The sequence below is a fragment of the Acinetobacter sp. yr461 genome (genome assembly GCF_900110445.1).
Lineage (GTDB): Bacteria > Pseudomonadota > Gammaproteobacteria > Pseudomonadales > Moraxellaceae > Acinetobacter > Acinetobacter calcoaceticus.
Genome location: NZ_FODU01000001.1, coordinates 507,304 through 524,859, shown reverse-complemented (window position 1 = coordinate 524,859; position 17,556 = coordinate 507,304). Strand labels below are relative to the sequence as shown.

Here is a 17,556-nt window from a genome sequence, read left to right as displayed (position 1 = left end):
GATCTTGCATGTACAACACAAGAATATATACGTGAAAAATGAAGCATTCCTCGATACTTAAGCTTAGTAATCGAGGATGAATTTATGAATATTTTACTCTATGTTGCGGTGGTGTTGATTTGGGGAACAACATGGATTGGAATTGCCGTTCAAAGCCATTATGCAACACCCGTTGTCGCAATTTTATGGCGTTTTGCCATTTCAGCCTTATTACTTTGGGTTGTTTTACTATTCTCCGGAAAATTACAACGAATTGCTTTTAAAGATCATCTGTTTTGTATGCTACAAGGCCTTTGTGTTTTCGGCCTAAACTTTATTTGTTTTTATACTGCTGTTAAATATGTAAATAGCGGTTTAGAGTCTGTCATTTTTTCGATGGCTGTTTTCTTTAATGCTATTAATGCGTTTATCTTTTTTAAGCAAAAACCTTCCCCAAACTTTGCACCAGCTGCAATTTTAGGCCTAATGGGTATTGTCTTGCTCTTTTGGCATGACCTCATTAATAGCCAGTTTAATGCACAGTTATTGATGGGTATTGGGCTGTGTGCAATAGGCACTTATGGTTTTTCTTTAGGGAACATGATTAGTGTTAGACATCAGAAACGTGGCCTAAATATTTTTTCAACCAATTGTTATGCCATGACCTATGGTGCATTGGTAATGTTAAGTCTAGCTTTATTTACTGGCCAAGATTTAATGCCTCCGATGAATTTTCCATTTTTAAGTTCAGTACTTTACCTAGCTGTATTTGGTACGGTTATTGGCTTCTCTGCATATTTTTCATTGGTTGGGCGAATTGGCGCTTCAAAAGCAGCCTATAGCACTTTGCTCTTCCCTTTAGTCGCGCTTTCTGTTTCTACTTTCTTTGAAGGATATGTCTGGACCCTAAACGCTCTATTCGGAATTTTATTGATTTTACTCGGCAACTACTTAATGTTTAGTAAATTTGAAATTGGAAAAAAGTTATTTAATACTCAAAAAAGTTGTGAGAAGCAGGCCTAAAAGCCTGCTTTTTTTTTAAATCATGATTAATTTTAGCAGCCCGTTTTTAGCATCAACTCGAAATCTTTTAAAGCTGCGGCTGCTGTGGCTAAAGGCGCAGATGCTCCTCCACTTACCACAAGTTCCCCCATTTCTTGCGTTAGCACCCGAATGCATTTATTGGAACCTTGAAGATGGGCAAAGGGATGATTTGCTGGGACTAAACGTAATTCAACCCCTGTTTGAATTTGCTGATTCTTAATGTGAATAAAACCGACCAGACGAGGAATTAGATCTTCTTTTTTCCAGTCACGAATATGATCGGCTGTAACATGGCTGATTCCTTGTCTTGGAATATCTTGAATTTTTATATCAGCTCCCAAAACCGTATTTGCCAATATCGTAATTTTAGCAGCGGTATCCCATCCATCTACATCAAAAGAGCTATTAGGTTCGGCAATACCTTTTGCTTGAGCTTTTTCAAGAGATTCTGCAAATGCACATTCATTTTGCAACATATCATTTAAAATAAAATTTGTGGTTCCAGTAAAAACACCTTCTATTTCTAAAATCTGACAGCCAGCCAAGTTATATTCAAACAAATCAACTGTCGGTAAAGCCGCAGCCGTCGCGCCGCTAAAAAATAATTTTTTATTGTGTTGATGCGCCAAGTTAATTAATTTTTTACCTTCTACGACTAAAGCACCTTTAGATACTGCAATCGCATTCATGTTATGTGTTAGAGCATAATTTAAATAAAACAGGCCTTTTCCACCTGTCACATAATCACTCGGCCCGGTCTCAATAATGACATCCGTTTGTACCTGTTCTAAAAACTTTTGTTCAGTGAGGCCTGCTTGATATTGAGTTTTATCTAGCCATTTGGCAGCTTGCAAACCGTCTTGATCAATCAAGCCTGATGATGAATTGCAAACGCCCACTAAACGGGCATCAATTTGATATTTTTGTTTATAGTATGCCGATCGATTTAAAAGAAGCTCTGCAATTTGTTGCCCAATCCGTCCAAAACCACAAATTGCCACGTTGACTCGCTTCATATCGCTTTCTCAAAAAACTTAAATGGTTTAAATCCAAAAGTTTCCAAAGTTAATGTTAAGGCTTCATTTGGAAACTTTGTATTTATAAAGATAGGTTAAAATACTATATTACTTAGATATTTGTGAGATTAATAATCTTAACTACCATATAAATTGCGACTGCAAACACCATTAATGCAAAGACTTTTTGTACAATTGCAGCCGGAATAAAACGAATGGCTCTGCGCCCTAATAACATACCGAATGCACATGCGAGTGCAAACGCACTGGTAATGCCTACTGGATAGTGAAAACCCTCTGCAATATGCATCACAATACTCATTCCACTAATGAGAAAAATAATCATGAGTGAGGTTGCAACAATACTATGCATGTCGAGATTAGTGACTTTTCTAAGTGCAGGTACAATCACAAAACCACCGCCAACCCCTAACATTCCCGTTAAAAGCCCAGCAATAATCCCGATGCTCGCAAGAACGCTTCCCGTTTTAAAATTCCAGATAAAGCGCCCCGTACTTGGGTTAACCTGACACGGCGGATTGTGGAAATCCGAAACTCGGTTACTGATGAGTCGATAGCCCACTGTAAACATGACTAAGCTAAACATGAGCATGAGCCAAATAGGTGAAATGGTGTTAGCTATTAAAATTCCGATATGTGCCATAGGTGCGCCAATAAGGGCGATCCAGATTGCAGCACGATAACGAACCATCTTTTTAAATAGCCCTTCAATGGTTCCAAGAAGCGTAGAAAGCGCAACTGCCAATAAACCAATCGGTGCTGCTTGAGCTACGCTCCAGCCTTGACTGGTCATTAGCGCGGGTACAGCAAGAATACCGCCACCAGCGCCAGTTAGACCAAGTAAAAAGCCAATCACAATGCCTTCAACGACAAGTAATAACATATCAGAAGCCTAAAATTTCATGTTTTTCATTTGCAATGAACTACAGTATTTACTCGAACCTAGTTCTCACCTTCTTTCGAAGCTTTAACCGCTTCTCAGGAAAAAGCGTTGCTTTGCTTATCCTCTTCCGCTCAAGCACAGCTTTCGCCTTGCGCTCGGGTAAAGCGTTGCTTTACTTATCCTCTTCCACTCGAACACAGTTCTCGTCTTGCGCTCGGGTAAAGATTATTAATCTTTACTTATCCTCGCTCAGGTTTGACCATCCACTCGCGGCCTTTGAGCATGCCTTGCCAGTAAATCGGTGGCAAAATTTGCTCTTTGAGTAACCATGCCAAGCGAGATGGTTTCTGCCCATCAATTACCCATTTGGGAAAACTTGGAAGTAATTTGCCGCCATAACCAAATTCAGCCAGAACAATCTTTCCACGCTCTACTGTGAGCGGACATGAACCATAACCGTTATATTCACAAAAGTTTTGCTCACCTTTAAGTTGCGCTAGAACATTCACAGCGACAATTGGAGCTTGAGCGCGTGCTGCCGCAGCAGTTTTGGCATTAGGCGCATTCATCACATCACCTAAAGCAAAAATATTGGCATGCTCGGTATGTTGTAAAGTTTGCGGGTTAACGCTCACCCATCCAGCTTCATCAGTGAGAGTACTGGCACGAATAAAGTCTGGAGCTTGTTGCGGTGGAACAACATGCAGCATATCGAAATCTGTCTCAACCAATGCTGCATTTTCTTCATTTACTACCTTAAACCAAGCCTTCTTCGCAGGGCCATCTACTTTGACAAGTTGATGGTTAAAGTGCAGTTCAGAACCATATTTTTCGACATATTGCATCAGTGCAGGCACATATTCTTTCACACCAAATAGAACACCGCCGCTGTTATAAAAATGGATAGAAATATCTTTAAGTTTGCCTTGCTTTAACCAATAGTCGGCTGAGAGGTACATCGCTTTTTGAGGAGCACCAGCACATTTAATCGGCATAGGTGGCTGGGTAAAGATTGCTTTTCCACCGTTTAGCTGTTGTACCAATTGCCATGTATAAGGTGCCAAGTCATAGCGATAGTTAGAGGTCACTCCATTTTTACCAAGGGTTTCGACTAAACCGTCAATCCCATGCCAATTCAGTTTTAAACCGGGGCATACAACCAATGCTTTATATTGAATCGGTTGGCATCCTTCCAAAATAACTTGATTGTGCTCAGGGTCGAATCCGGCAACAGCAGCTTTCATCCATTTAACTTTGGATGGAATTACACTTGCCATTGAGCGTGCTGTTACTTGCGGCTTAAAAATTCCAGCCCCTACCATGGTCCAGCCGGGTTGATAATAATGCGTATCTGCCGGATCAATAATGACAATATCTAAGTTCGGTTCACGGCATAAAAGACTAGACGCTACAGAAATTCCAGCTGCACCAGCACCCACAATCACAACGCTATAGCAAGGAATCGTTGCTGGTTCATGATCACGTTTTAAAATACGTGGCACTAAGCCTTTCAAGTTAAAACCAAGTTTGTTACCTGTTTCGACTAAAAGTGCTGCATTTGAAGGATCAACTTCCGCTAAAGCCCATAGACTGATGGCACGCATGCCAGAGCGGCAATACGCTAAAACAGGTTTCTGAGTATTGTGGTAAAACTGCTTAAACTCGGTAACTTGTTGATCGGTAATTTTGCCACTCGTAACAGGCTGATAAATTACATTTAGGCCATGTCGCTGAGCTGCTTCTTCAATTTCAATCACATTCGGCTGATCCGGACCTTCTCCATCTGGACGGTTACAGATTAGAGTTTTTATTCCCTGATCTGCAATTTTTGCGACTTCATCAGCAGTGATTTGACCAGCAACATAAAAATCTTGATTAATTCGTTTGAGTTCCATATTGCCACCTTCTTATGATTGTGAGGTTGAACCACATGCCTGATTGGCAGGTAGTGCTTTATCAATTTGTTTTGGATATGGCAGATTTAAATCATCCATTAATTTAATAAAATCTTCACGGGAGCGTTTCTGACCTAAGCGTGAATTCTTTAAGCGTTCATTTTCAATGGTTGAAGACAGACGACCTTTGTAATCATGTCCCGGATAAACAATTGTATCGTCAGGCAAACTGAAAAGTTGTTTATGAATACTGTCATAGAGCGTTCCAGCATTACCCGCTTGGAAGTCAGTTCGACCACAACCATCAATTAATAATGCATCACCAGTGAAAACCATGTTTCCAACCAGATAACTCGTACAAGCATTGGTATGACCTGGTGTATAGCGCGCTTCAATACTGAGGTTGCCCAATTTAAGCGTGCAACCATCAGTGATTAAAATATCTCCGCAATTTACACCTGAATTTCGGTGTAAAACTGATTTGCAATGAAAGCGTTCACGCAGCAAATTTGCAGCAGTAATATGGTCTGCATGAACATGTGTGTCTAAGGTATAGATCAGTATAAATTGATGCTGATCTAATTCTTTTGTATAAATCTCTATATCTGATGCAACTGGGTCAATTAAAACAGCTTCTCGTGTTTCTTCACATGCAAGCATATAAGTATAAGTCGAACTTTCCTGTTCAAAAAACTGCTTAAAGAACATGATTTATACCCCCAATAATTTATTTCTTTCCTACATTTTGCAAATAAGATGCCAATTTCTTTAATTTAAATAATAAGAATAAAAATCAAATATTTAAATTAATAATTAAATTTATATCCGGAAAATAAGCACTACTTGATGTTTCTATGCAACTTTAGTATGTTTCAATGAAACAATGGTGAAACGCAGACAATGGCAAAGTTAAATTTTGAGTCAGAACAAGATTTTTTTATTTTATTTGAGCAATTAAAGGCTTTATTCCCAAGTGCTAGTCTATTTTTAGCAGATATAACGACTCACGCAATTCACTATAAATTTAATACAGATGACATTTCCGTTGAGAGCATGGCAGCGCTTACTCAAGACCATCACAACCAATATCTTGAAATTAATACGCATAAAATTAAAAAGCGATTTATCTATCAAGAGCATGACATTTATATTAGTGAAAACCATTTTATTGGGAAGCTACATATTTTACAGCCAGTTGGCACAGAAGATGATATTGCTGATCAAGTGCAATTAACAGAGCAATTACAAGACTTAGCCAAGGTTTTTAATAGTTGCTCACCAGAAATGACCCGCATGTTTTCAATTATTCAAAGAGTGGCAATTACTGAGTTTCCAGTGCTCGTCCGCGGTGAATCTGGTAGTGGTAAAGAACTCGTAGCAAAGGCTATTCATGATTATAGCCAACGTAAAAATAAGATCTTTGTTGCCATTAACTGTGCTGCTCTAAATGCCAATATTTTAGAAAGCGAACTATTTGGGCATGTTAAAGGCGCTTTTACTGGAGCAATTCGCGACCATAAAGGTGTATTTGAACGTGCAGCGGGCGGAACTCTTTTTCTAGATGAAATTGCTGAGATTCCTTTAGAGCTACAAGCTAAATTATTGCGGGTTTTAGAAACTGGTGAATTTACTCCGGTCGGTGGTGAAAAACCTATTCAAGCCAATGTCCGTATTATTACAGCAACGCACAAGGCTTTACGTGAAGAAGCCAAGGCTGGGCGTTTCCGTCACGATCTACTCTATCGTTTACGTGTAATTCCAATTTTTATACCACCACTTAGAGAACGGAAAGTCGATATTCCACTCATTGTCGATCAGATTTTAAAAGAAAATTCAACTCAACTCGACACAATGCCTCGTCAAGTCAATCAAAAAGCCATGCAGGTTTTACTGAATTATGATTGGCTGGGGAATGTTCGTGAGCTTAAAAACACCTTGCTTTATGCTTTAACTATGGCAAATGGTAAGGACGAAATTGAAGTCGAAGACTTACCGAATGAACTCTTAAATGCTGAGGATTACGTTAAATTACCAGAGACAAATACGGAACTTAATCCTGAAAATGTGCAAGCAGCTTTGGAAAAATATAATCACAACCTGAATATGGTGGCTAATATTTTTGGAATTAGCCGTACTACGCTTTGGCGATATAGACAAAAACATAAGCTTTAGGTAGGTATTTATCTGATCTAAGGCGTATCATACTGCACTTGGTTAGGTCCATTAGTTCAAAGGCTTTCTATGATTGTTCGCGATAAAAGCAGCGTTTTTAAACTCTTATTTGCATGGAAAGGAACAGTTCTACCCAAGGTTTTACCTGCGCTAATTTTTGTTGTTCTTATTTCAGCATGTGTAGTCTGGCTTTCTTATTATCATTGGATTCAAATCCCTACCGTTCCCGCAATTGGATTTACCATCTTTGGTGTGATTCTTTCAATTTGCACCGGTTTTAGAAATAACGCGTGTTATGACCGTTGGTGGGAAGGACGCAAACTTTGGGGAGCTTTAATTGCAAATGCGAGGCATATTGTCAGAGATAGTCATGTTCTATCCAATGAACAACGTGAAAATTTAATTCATCAAGTCTTAATTTTTAGTAATTTATTGCGCGACCGTTTGCGCCAACAAACAGCCGAGCCAACGAAATTTCTTGAACATGCCTATTTAAATAACTCTTCACTTGATTATTTAAATGAGCATATTAATGCACCTCAGTTTGTACTCGAAAATATTCAAAAAGATTTAGTCAAAGCTTTAAAAGATGGCGAAATTAGTGACATTATCTACAGCACATTGACACGTCATATTGTTGAGCTAGGTAATATTCAAGCAGGTTGTGATCGAATTGCTGGTACCCCTTTGCCCTATTCATATTCAGTACTTTTACATCGCGCTGTTTACTGTTTCTGTTTCATATTACCGTTTAGTCTGGAAGCAGCTTTAGGTATTTGGACACCACTTATTGTGGGCTTAATTGCTTATATGTTTTTAGGGCTAGATGCCTTAAGTGCTCAAATTGAAGAGCCTTTTGGTTTGCAAGAAAATGATTTACCGCTTGATTCTATTGTACGTTTGATTGAACGAGAGTCTTTAAGCTCTTTAGGACAACCATTACCCCCTATTATTGAAGCCCAAAATAACAATTTACTTTAATAAAAAAGAGCGAATTATCGCTCTTTTTTAGATTTAAAGGTTTATTTATGGCTGTACGATAATCTTAACGGCGGACTCATTGTTATGAATTAAGGTCTCAAAACCTTGTGAAATCAAATCATCAAGTTGAATACGCTGGGTAATAAAAGGTTCTAGATTTATTTTACCTTCTTCAACCAGCTTAATGGTTTCCTGATGGTCATTTACATAGGCAATTGTTCCTCGCACATCCAGCTCTTTCATCACCACACTATGCACATTAATTGATGCTGGATGGCTCCAGATCGAAACAATAACAATAACGCCTGTTGGTTTCACTGCCGCAACCAAAGTATCTAGAACTTTGTTAACGCTACTACATTCAAATGCAACATCGACGCCATCACCATTGGTGATTTTCATGACCTCAGAAACCACATCAACTTCAGATGGGTCTAAAATATAATCTGCAACTCCCGACTCTTTGGCTTTTTCCTTACGTTTTGCACTCAACTCGGTAATGATGACTTTAAGACCTTTCGCTTTTAAAATTGCCGAAAGCAGTAAACCAATTGGGCCCGCACCACCAACCAGAGCAATATCACCAGCCTTCGCGCCACTGCGGACATAAGCATGATGACCAACCGATAACGGTTCAATTAATGCAGCCTGATCCAGCGGAATTTTATTTGAAATTGGGTGTACCCAACGGCGTTTAACCGCAATTTTTTCCGATAGACCGCCGCCACGACCACCTAAACCAATAAAATTCATATTTTTGGAAAGATGATAATTATCTCCTGGCCCAGTCGGTACATCATCCGCCACAATATAAGGCTCTACGACCACATGTTGACCGACTTCAATATCATCAACACCTTCACCTACGGCATAGACTACACCAGAAAACTCATGTCCCATGGTGATTGGAGCAGATTCGCCTGAAATAGGATGAGGATGTCCACACGGTGGAATAAAAATCGGTCCTTCCATAAATTCATGCAAATCTGTACCACAAATTCCACACCAAGCAACCTTAATGCCTACAGTGCTGGGAGTGACTTCTGGTTCTGGGATATCTTCAATACGGATATCGCCTCTGTCATAAAAACGCGCTGCTTTCATTATTATCTCCCTCAAATCAGGATGTTGTTTTAACGATAGACAATTCCGCCGTCCGTTAAAATCGATTGACCCGTAATGTAATCTGAATCTTCACTTGCCAGAAAAGCAACTAATGCAGCGACATCCTCTGGCGTTTGGGCTCTACCTAAAGCAATGCCTTCTACATATTTTTTATAAGTCTCACCTATAGCAGCACCGGTAATTTCAGCAAAACGTTTATCGATTTCAACCCACATGTCGGTTCCAACAATTCCGGGACAATATCCGTTTACCGTAATACCATGACTGGCATATTCTTTTGCGGCGGTTTGGGTAAGCGCACGCACTGCAAACTTAGTAGCAGAATAAACACCCAGCAAAGCAAACCCATCATGGCCTGCAATTGAACAAGCATTAATGATTTTTCCTTTATGTTGACGTTGCTTAAATTTTGCAGCAGCAGCCTGTATGCCCCACAGTACTCCACCAATATTGATATCAACGATTTTGTGAAATTCATCTGGTGTCGTATCTGCAATAGCCTGAACCTGAGCAATTCCAGCATTATTAATCATGATGTCAAAGCCACCAAGCGTCTGCTCAGCATGATTAATCGCAGCATAAATCTGTTCACGATCACTGACATCGGCAATAAACGTACTGGCATTTACGCCTAGAGCTTGAATCTCTTGCTGTACCGCATTGAGTCGATCTTGCTTCATATCGACCAATGCAATGTGTACACCCTCTTGTGCCAAACGTAGGGCAATCCCACGGCCAATGCCTTGAGCTGCGCCTGTCACTAATGCGACTTTATCTTTTAATCCCTTAACCATTTTCAACTCCTGTAAATGCAGAATCACTACATATGAATCGCTCGTTGCATTGTAGCCAAAATGGATTCATGCATGGCTTCTGATAAAGTTGGATGTGGGAAAATGACTTGAGCTAGACTTTCATCAGTCGCTTCTAGATATTTAGCAATTGCAAAGCCTTGAATGTGCTCGGTCACTTCATGACCCACCATGTGTGCACCAAGTAGCTCGCCCGTTTCTGCATGAATGATCGTTTTAACGAAACCTGACGCATCTCCAATTGCCAAAGCTTTGCCATTCGCAGTTAAAGAAAACTTGCCGATTCGTACAGGTAAGTTCTGAGCTTTTGCTGCACTTTCAGTCAGACCAATGCTAGCCACTTGTGGATGAGTAAAAATGCAACCCGGAATTTGGCTACGGTCGAGTGAATGCACGTTTGCCACGCCAGCAATTTTTTCCACACATATCATGGCTTCATGGCTTGCTTTATGGGCAAGACATGGTGCTCCAGCAACATCACCGATGGCATAAAGCCCTGCTACGTTGGTTTTACAATAATCGTCAATTGCCACAAAACCTTGCTGGTTCAGTTCTACGCCTAAACGTTCCAGTCCTAGTCCCGTGGTATTAGGCTGTACACCAATTGCCGAAAGCACACGGTCAAAAACGACTGTTTGAACGTCATTTGCCGTTTCAATTACACAGTGAACTTGCCCATTTTCAATTTGAATACTTTGAACAACAGCATCGGTTAAGACCTTCATTCCTTTTTGTTCAAACTGTTTTCTGACAAATTGAGCAACTTCTGAATCTTCGGTCGGTAGAATCTGCTTAGCTAAATCAATAAGCATGACTTGACACCCTAAGTCTTGATAGAGGCTGGCAAACTCACTACCAATCGCACCCGAACCAACGACGAGTAAGCTTTTTGGCAGCTCTTCTGGAATAAGTGCTTCTTTATAGCTCCAAACATACGTTCCATCGACAGGAAGCTGAGGAATATGTCGGGCTTTAGCACCAGTTGCCAAAATAATATGTGGTGCACTTAAAGCCTGACTTTTACCTTGAGCATCTGTAACTTCAATTTTTTCTTTAGCCGTAAGTTGAGCACGACCATTAAAAACAGTCACCTGATTCTTTTTAAGCAAATAATCAATGCCTTGTACCAACTGTGCGGAAACTTGACGGCTATGCTGCACAAGCTTTTGAATATCAAAATCGAGTTGAGATACCTGAAAGCCAAACTGCGCAGCATTTTTAAATTGAGTTGCCAACTCTGCCCCAGCCAATAGAGCTTTGGTTGGAATACACCCCCAATTCAGGCATATTCCACCCAAATGCTGTTCTTCTACAATTGCGGTTTTTAACCCGAGCTGGGCTGCACGAATTGCAGCCACATATCCACCCGGTCCCGCACCAATCACAATCAAATCGAATTGAGTTTCTGACATGCGGGTTCTCCTACACCAAAATTAAAGCTGGGTTTTCAACAAACTGCTTAAAGCTGGCCAAGAATTTCGCCCCAACTGCACCATCAATGACTCGGTGATCGCATGACAACGTCGCTGTGACAATCTCACGAACCACAACATTTCCATTTTCAACGACAGCACGTGATTCAGAAGCACCTAATGCCATAATTGCACCTTGCGGTGGATTAATAATGGCATCGAACTGTTTAATACCTAACATTCCTAAATTTGAAATGCTAAAGCTGCCTCCCTGAAACTCGTCAGGTTGTAACTTTCCAGTCTTAGCACGCGTTGCCAAATCACGCATGTCATCGGAAATCTGTGCTAAAGACTTCTGATTGGCGGTTTTCACAATTGGTGTAATTAAACCGTTTGGAATCGCCACAGCCACCGAAATATCGGCTTGAGAAAATTGCAGAATCGACTGTGTGGCTTCATCAAACTGAACATTTACTTCAGGTACTTTAATGAGTGCTGCTGCCGCGGCTTTAATCAGCATGTCATTAATAGAAAGTTTCACATGTGGAACACTCTCATTAATCTGCTTACGTAAATTTTGAAGTGCTTCTACGTTTAGATCGACTACAAGACGGAAATGTGGCGCATTACGTTTTGCAGCCTGTAACCGTGAAGCAATCGCTTTACGCATACCATTCATCGCGACAGTGGTAATTGTCGATTGTGGTTGAGTAGCAGCACACTGAGTAGACTGCTCACTTTCCGCCGTTGGGTTGTTACGGTTGTAAACCGCTTCAACATCTTCTTTGCAAACGCGGCCACGAGTACCTGAAACACGGCAGTCATTTAAGTTAATGCCCCATTGCTTTGCTAAACGACGTGCTACAGGCGTCGCTAAAACTTGGCTATCATCGGCCGTAGATTTAACTACTTTAGCTTGATGCTGCTGTTTAACATCAGGCCACTGACCTCCAGCAGCTTGCACAGCCTTTTGGATGTCTTGAACGCTAATACGGCCTTCACGACCAGAACCTGTCACTCTTGTCAAATTAACATTGTGCTTTTCAGCAAGCTTTAAAGCATGCGGTGTTGTAAACAACTCATCAGATTTTTGATAGCCTTGTAATGACTCTGGTACAGCGTACTCACCTTTAGCTACCTTTACAGGAGCTGAAGCGCTAGCTACTACAGTCTGTGGTTGATCCGCTTTTTCAATAACAGGTGTAGATATTTCCGCTTTACTTTGTTCAGGAGATGCTTCAGGGGCCTTAGCTGCTGAACCACCTAGTGATGTAATAAAATTTTCAATTTCTGCATCAGAAACTTGGCTTTCAGCACATACAGCAATAAGACCACCTACAGGTAAAGTATCACCGTCTTTTGCTAAGATTTTACGGAGTGTTCCCGCAAAAGGTGCTTCTAATACATTGACGATTTTTGTGGTTTCAATTTCACAAATTTCATCGCCTTTATTAAAGATGTCACCTTCTTTAATCAACCATTGGGCAATCGTGCCTTCTTCCATGGATAATCCCCATTTCGGGATCTCCAGCGTTTTAATTTCGCTCATCCTAAGCCTCCAATGTTTTTCGCACAGCTTGCTCAATACGCTCTACACTTGGAATCCATTCTTTTTCTAAAACTGGAGAGAATGGAACAGGCGTATGTGGTGGCGTTACGAGTTCAACAGGTGCTTTCAAATAATGGAAACCTTTCTGTGCAATCAATGCAGCAACATCATGACCAAAACCACAGCGCGCTGCTGATTCATCCACAATGACCACACGTCCAGTCGATGCCACAGACTCTAAAATTCCTTCTTCATCAAGTGGAGAAATTGTTCGAGGGTCTACAACTTCAACCGAAATACCATCTTTTGCTAGCTTATCTGCTACTTCATTAGCGCGATGGACCATCAGACCTAAAGCAATAATGGTCACATCCGTACCTTCTCGGGTGTAATTCGCTACCCCAAAAGGAATGGTATAGGCTTCATCAGGAACGTCACCTTTAATGTCATAGAGCATTTTGTGCTCACAGAACACGACAGGGTCGTCATCTCGAATTGCTTGAATTAAAAGTCCTTTCACGTCGTATGGACTTGATGGAACCACAACTTTTAAGCCTGGAACCGCGGCAAATACGTTATATGGTGACTGAGAGTGCTGAGCTGCTGCCGAAAAACCCGCACCAATCATGCCACGCACGACCATTGGTGCTTTTGCTTTTCCACCGAACATATAACGGAATTTTGCCGCTTGGTTATAGAGCATGTCATGACACACGCCATAGAAATCCATAAACATTAGATCGGCAACTGGTCTCAAACCTGTCGCAGCAGCCCCAGCCGCCATACCAATAATTGCAGATTCAGTAATTGGCGTATCAATAACACGCTCCGAACCAAATTCTGTCCACAAACCTTTAGTTACACCCAGCACACCACCGAAACCTTCAAGCTGGTTATCTTCGGTATTTTTACCGCCATGTCCACCGCGCACATCTTCCCCAACAACAAACACAGTTGGGTCACGGCGCATTTCTGATTCAATGGCTTCTTTAATCGCATTACGAAAACTTTTATTTGGCATCTTTACTATTCCTTTAGTAAGAGACATAGACGTCGGTAAGGAGTTGTTCTGGTTTTGGATATGCCGCTGCACGAGCTTTAGCAACTGCATCATCAACGTTTGCCTTAGACACTGCATCAATCTCGTCTAATTTGGCTTCATCAATTTTGCCTTTAACTTTTTCTCGGAAAATTTTCAAAGGGTCTTTATTTTCTTTAACAAAGTCGACTTCTTCTTTTGAGCGAATGAGCCCTGGGTCACCCTCAAAATGTCCATAAAAACGGTTAGTAATGGTTTCAATGACACTCGGACCTTCACCACGACGTGCACGTTCAATGGCAGTTTGAGCCGCTTCATATACAGCAAAGAAATCGGTACCATCGACTTTAACTGCTGGCAAACCAAAACCTGCCGCACGCCCTGCAATGTCTTTACTTCCTACCGCGTAGTCATGACCTGTACCCTCACCAAACCCGTTATTTTCGAAGACAAAAATCACAGGAAGTTTAAGTACGACAGCCATGTTCATCGCTTCGAAAGTAAGGCCCTGATTTGAACCGCCATCACCTGTAAAAGAAAGCCCCACACCGCCTGTCTTTAATGTTTTAGCTGTTAACGCAGCACCAATTGCCAAAGGAGGTCCACCGCCCACAATCCCGTTGGCGCCAAGCATGCCTTTGTCTAAATCGGCAATATGCATAGAACCGCCTTTTCCTCGGCATAGCCCATCATCTTTACCGAAAATTTCCAGCATCATGCCGTGAATGTCACAGCCTTTTGCAATACAGTGTCCATGGCCACGATGGGTTGAAGTGATGTAATCTTTATCTGTTAAATTCTCACAAATACCGACTGCTACAGCCTCTTCACCACTATATAAGTGAATAAAGCCGGGAATATCACCATTGGTATTTTCTTCGTGAAGTCGATCTTCAAATTCACGAATATCACGCATGCTTTTATATGCTGCGAGTAATTGCTCTTCCGTTAATTGCATATCCTTTTCCTTTATTATCTTGATTTTAAAAATCAACCAAGTTTCAAGCTAAAATGCTAATTCGCTATAAATACTTAAACTCAAATTCAATAATTGATCTATTAGACTAAAAAGTTTTTATTTAAAATATTTCCAATTAAATTATTAATTTCAAAAACTTAACAACTCAAAATAAATTTAAAAAAATTTTATAATTTTCATTCGCTTGCAAAACAAACCTTTAACCAACCTTTGTTACTTTATAATACTCGCCACACCCTGTGTTTATTATTAATTGTGACTTATTAAGGAAATTTAAATTAGTCTTTAAATTAAATAGGCAGGAGTTTAAGTAAGTTTTAAATAAAATGGAATTATTAATATGGATTTTAAAAGACAAGTTGAAACTGGTATTAAATTACGGGGGGCCGATAAAGTCGCCCGTATTCCAATTAAGGTTTTACCAACAGAAGAGTTGCCAACTAAACCTGAGTGGATTAGAGCAAAAATTACAGATTTTGAAGAAATTAAACGTATTAAAAACCTTTTACGTCAGCAAAAGTTACATAGCGTTTGCGAAGAAGCGGCATGTCCAAATTTACCGGAATGCTTTGGTGACGGTACAGCAACGTTTATGATTATGGGTGATATCTGCACCAGACGTTGCCCTTTTTGTGATGTCGCTCATGGTCGTCCAAAACCCCTAGACGAAGATGAACCTAAACATTTGGCCGAAACAGTAGCAAACTTAAACTTAAAATATGTAGTGATTACCTCTGTAGACCGTGATGATCTACACGATGGCGGCGCTGCACATTTTGTAAAATGCATTGAAGAGATCAGAAAACACTGCCCAGAAACTTTGATTGAAATTTTGGTACCCGATTTTCGCGGTCGTTTAGAGACAGCTCTTTCAACTTTGAGCTTATCTCCTCCCGATGTCTTTAATCATAATATTGAAACTGTTCCGCGTTTATATAAAGCAATGCGTCCAGGCTCAGACTATCAACATTCCTTAGAGTTACTAAAACGCTTTAAAGCATATTGTCCCGATATCAAAACCAAATCTGGTTTAATGGTTGGATTAGGAGAAATTGAAGCAGAAGTACTTGCCCTACTGAACGACTTAAAAGATTATCAGGTAGACCTTATTACCATTGGACAGTACTTGCAGCCTTCAAAGTCACATGCACCCATTCATCGATTTGTAAATTTACAAGAATTTGAAAGATATACGCGACATGGTAAACGGCTAGGTTTTAAAAATATCTGGAGTGCACCGATGGTCCGTTCCAGTTATTTTGCTGATCGACAATATTTTGGAGAAGACGTACCAAAACCTTTTAGTCGAAAAGATGTCTTATCTTAAAGATCATGTAATTAACAAAACTTATCCAATAGGCTAATGGTCAAGACTTATAAAAGTATTTAAGGTAAGGAGATAACGAGGAAATAGTCACAATAAAAAAGTTATAACGGTTGAGCGGCTACGGATACGCCATTTCAATGATAAAGGAATTTCGATATGGATATGTCAGAACAATTATCATCGCCTTTTATAGATAATACTCCCCCCTTATTTCGGCCGGGAAAGTCATCTCATTCTCAATATTTAGGAAAAAAGCCATCAGTTGACCTTGAAGCAGCTCCGTTATTTGACCTAAGTGAAGAATGGGAACATTCATTATTCGGACGTTCTATTCATGAGTGTCACCGAAACTTAATGCACATTGCCGAAGATGCCGATATGGCAATTGGTGTGACCGACCCACATGGCACTCTACTTTGGACATGGAGCAGTCACCCTATGCGCTCTTCGGCAGAGCAAGTTCATTTTGTTGAAGGTGGCCAATGGTCTACTCAGGCAGTAGGACAAAATGCAATTGGTTTAGCATTAAATACTCATTCAGCTAACTGCGTTTACTCACACGAAAACCAAATGAATAGTGTAAGAGATTGGGTCTGTTATGCAGCACCTATCACCGATACACATACAGGCCAGTTTTATGGGATTATGAATTTGTCTACAAAATCCCATAAACATAACTCTTTAGGTCTTTTAGCCGTTGAGAGATGTGCGGACATTGTGAAACAAGCAATTCAGCTTCACCAAAAAAATATTTTATATATTAAGGCCTTTGGAACTCCAAAAGTTCAATATAACCAACGCAGTCTTACTTTAACTCAACGTCAAATTGAGATTCTGTGCATTCTGACACTGTGCCCTGAAGGTATTAATCTTGAAGAGCTTCACTACTCTTTATATGGCGATCGGCCTGTAAGTACGACCACTTTAAAAGCAGAACTATCTCAACTCAGAAACTTAATTCCCGATGTGATCGAGTCTCGTCCTTACCGACTGAACTGTGAAATTCAATGTGATTTTTTAATGGCGGAGCAAGCATTAAATTTGGGTTTCACATCGACAACACTAACGCTTTATAGAGGGAGTTTTTTAGCTAAATCGGAAAGTCCATTTTTATGTGCTTGGAGAGACTGTTTTGATGCTCGCTTAAGTCATGTGATTTATCAGATTGAAGATGTTGATCAGTTATTACGAGTGGTCAGTCGTGTCCCTGACCGAGTAGACGCAGTTGAACGTCTACTTGAATTATTGCCTGAAGACACGCCTTATCGAACCAAACTGTTAAAACTACTCGAATAAAATAAAAGGGAGAATATCCATAAGAT

At 40.3% G+C, this 17,556-nt stretch carries 15 protein-coding genes; 5 read left to right on the top strand and 10 right to left on the bottom strand.

The window, feature by feature from the left end; genetic code table 11:
* Positions 1-84 precede the first annotated feature (84 nt).
* Positions 85-1,002, top strand: coding sequence for a DMT family transporter (locus BMW38_RS02540; protein ID WP_092705678.1), 918 nt, complete (start codon positions 85-87; stop codon positions 1,000-1,002).
* A 32-nt stretch (positions 1,003-1,034) separates the two neighbouring features.
* Here BMW38_RS02540 and BMW38_RS02535 read toward each other — a convergent pair whose 3' ends face one another.
* The 4 genes from BMW38_RS02535 to BMW38_RS02520 all read right to left on the bottom strand — a co-directional run bounded on the left by BMW38_RS02535 (position 1,035) and on the right by BMW38_RS02520 (position 5,546).
* Complete coding sequence (locus tag BMW38_RS02535; protein ID WP_092705677.1) at positions 1,035-2,039, bottom strand: homoserine dehydrogenase; 1,005 nt, start codon at positions 2,037-2,039, stop codon at positions 1,035-1,037.
* Between the two features lie 112 nt (positions 2,040-2,151).
* Positions 2,152-2,943 (bottom strand): sulfite exporter TauE/SafE family protein, encoded by a 792-nt coding sequence (locus BMW38_RS02530; RefSeq protein ID WP_092705676.1) that lies wholly within the window; start codon positions 2,941-2,943, stop codon positions 2,152-2,154.
* A 239-nt stretch (positions 2,944-3,182) separates the two neighbouring features.
* Positions 3,183-4,838 carry a bifunctional protein tyrosine phosphatase family protein/NAD(P)/FAD-dependent oxidoreductase gene (locus tag BMW38_RS02525; RefSeq protein WP_092705675.1) on the bottom strand — a complete coding sequence of 552 codons (1,656 nt, stop codon included), beginning with the start codon at positions 4,836-4,838 and terminating at the stop codon, positions 3,183-3,185.
* A 12-nt stretch (positions 4,839-4,850) separates the two neighbouring features.
* Entirely contained in the window at positions 4,851-5,546 is a 696-nt protein-coding gene (locus tag BMW38_RS02520; protein WP_092705674.1) for an MBL fold metallo-hydrolase, read from the bottom strand.
* Between the two features lie 192 nt (positions 5,547-5,738).
* Between BMW38_RS02520 and BMW38_RS02515 the strand changes: the two genes are divergently transcribed.
* Positions 5,739-7,010, top strand: coding sequence for a sigma-54 interaction domain-containing protein (locus BMW38_RS02515; protein ID WP_092705673.1), 1,272 nt, complete (start codon positions 5,739-5,741; stop codon positions 7,008-7,010).
* Between the two features lie 69 nt (positions 7,011-7,079).
* Positions 7,080-7,991, top strand: a complete 912-nt coding sequence (locus tag BMW38_RS02510) for a bestrophin family protein (RefSeq protein WP_092705672.1) — start codon at positions 7,080-7,082, stop codon at positions 7,989-7,991.
* A 45-nt stretch (positions 7,992-8,036) separates the two neighbouring features.
* On the opposite strand, the gene BMW38_RS02505 is transcribed toward BMW38_RS02510, so the two are convergent.
* Genes BMW38_RS02505 through BMW38_RS02480 form a run of 6 tightly spaced genes read right to left on the bottom strand, consistent with a single transcriptional unit; the run spans position 8,037 to position 14,886 of the window.
* Positions 8,037-9,095: a 2,3-butanediol dehydrogenase gene (locus tag BMW38_RS02505; protein WP_092705671.1), complete on the bottom strand. Its 1,059-nt coding sequence runs from the start codon at positions 9,093-9,095 to the stop codon at positions 8,037-8,039.
* A gap of 29 nt (positions 9,096-9,124) precedes the next feature.
* Complete coding sequence (locus BMW38_RS02500) at positions 9,125-9,910, bottom strand: acetoin reductase (RefSeq protein ID WP_092705670.1); 786 nt, start codon at positions 9,908-9,910, stop codon at positions 9,125-9,127.
* A gap of 26 nt (positions 9,911-9,936) precedes the next feature.
* The gene (gene lpdA, locus BMW38_RS02495) at positions 9,937-11,340 is read right to left on the bottom strand and encodes a dihydrolipoyl dehydrogenase (RefSeq protein ID WP_092705669.1); all 1,404 of its coding nucleotides are present in this window, start codon (positions 11,338-11,340) and stop codon (positions 9,937-9,939) included.
* A 10-nt stretch (positions 11,341-11,350) separates the two neighbouring features.
* Positions 11,351-12,889, bottom strand: coding sequence for a 2-oxo acid dehydrogenase subunit E2 (locus BMW38_RS02490; protein ID WP_092705668.1), 1,539 nt, complete (start codon positions 12,887-12,889; stop codon positions 11,351-11,353).
* Between the two features lies 1 nt (position 12,890).
* Complete coding sequence (locus tag BMW38_RS02485) at positions 12,891-13,910, bottom strand: alpha-ketoacid dehydrogenase subunit beta (RefSeq protein WP_003651637.1); 1,020 nt, start codon at positions 13,908-13,910, stop codon at positions 12,891-12,893.
* Between the two features lie 13 nt (positions 13,911-13,923).
* Positions 13,924-14,886 carry a thiamine pyrophosphate-dependent dehydrogenase E1 component subunit alpha gene (locus BMW38_RS02480; RefSeq protein ID WP_004642729.1) on the bottom strand — a complete coding sequence of 321 codons (963 nt, stop codon included), beginning with the start codon at positions 14,884-14,886 and terminating at the stop codon, positions 13,924-13,926.
* A gap of 361 nt (positions 14,887-15,247) precedes the next feature.
* Here BMW38_RS02480 and lipA point away from each other — a divergent pair, with 361 nt between their 5' ends.
* Positions 15,248-16,234, top strand: a complete 987-nt coding sequence (gene lipA, locus BMW38_RS02475; protein ID WP_092705667.1) for a lipoyl synthase — start codon at positions 15,248-15,250, stop codon at positions 16,232-16,234.
* 156 nt (positions 16,235-16,390) lie between these two features.
* Complete coding sequence (locus BMW38_RS02470) at positions 16,391-17,530, top strand: transcriptional regulator (protein ID WP_092705666.1); 1,140 nt, start codon at positions 16,391-16,393, stop codon at positions 17,528-17,530.
* Positions 17,531-17,556 lie beyond the last annotated feature (26 nt).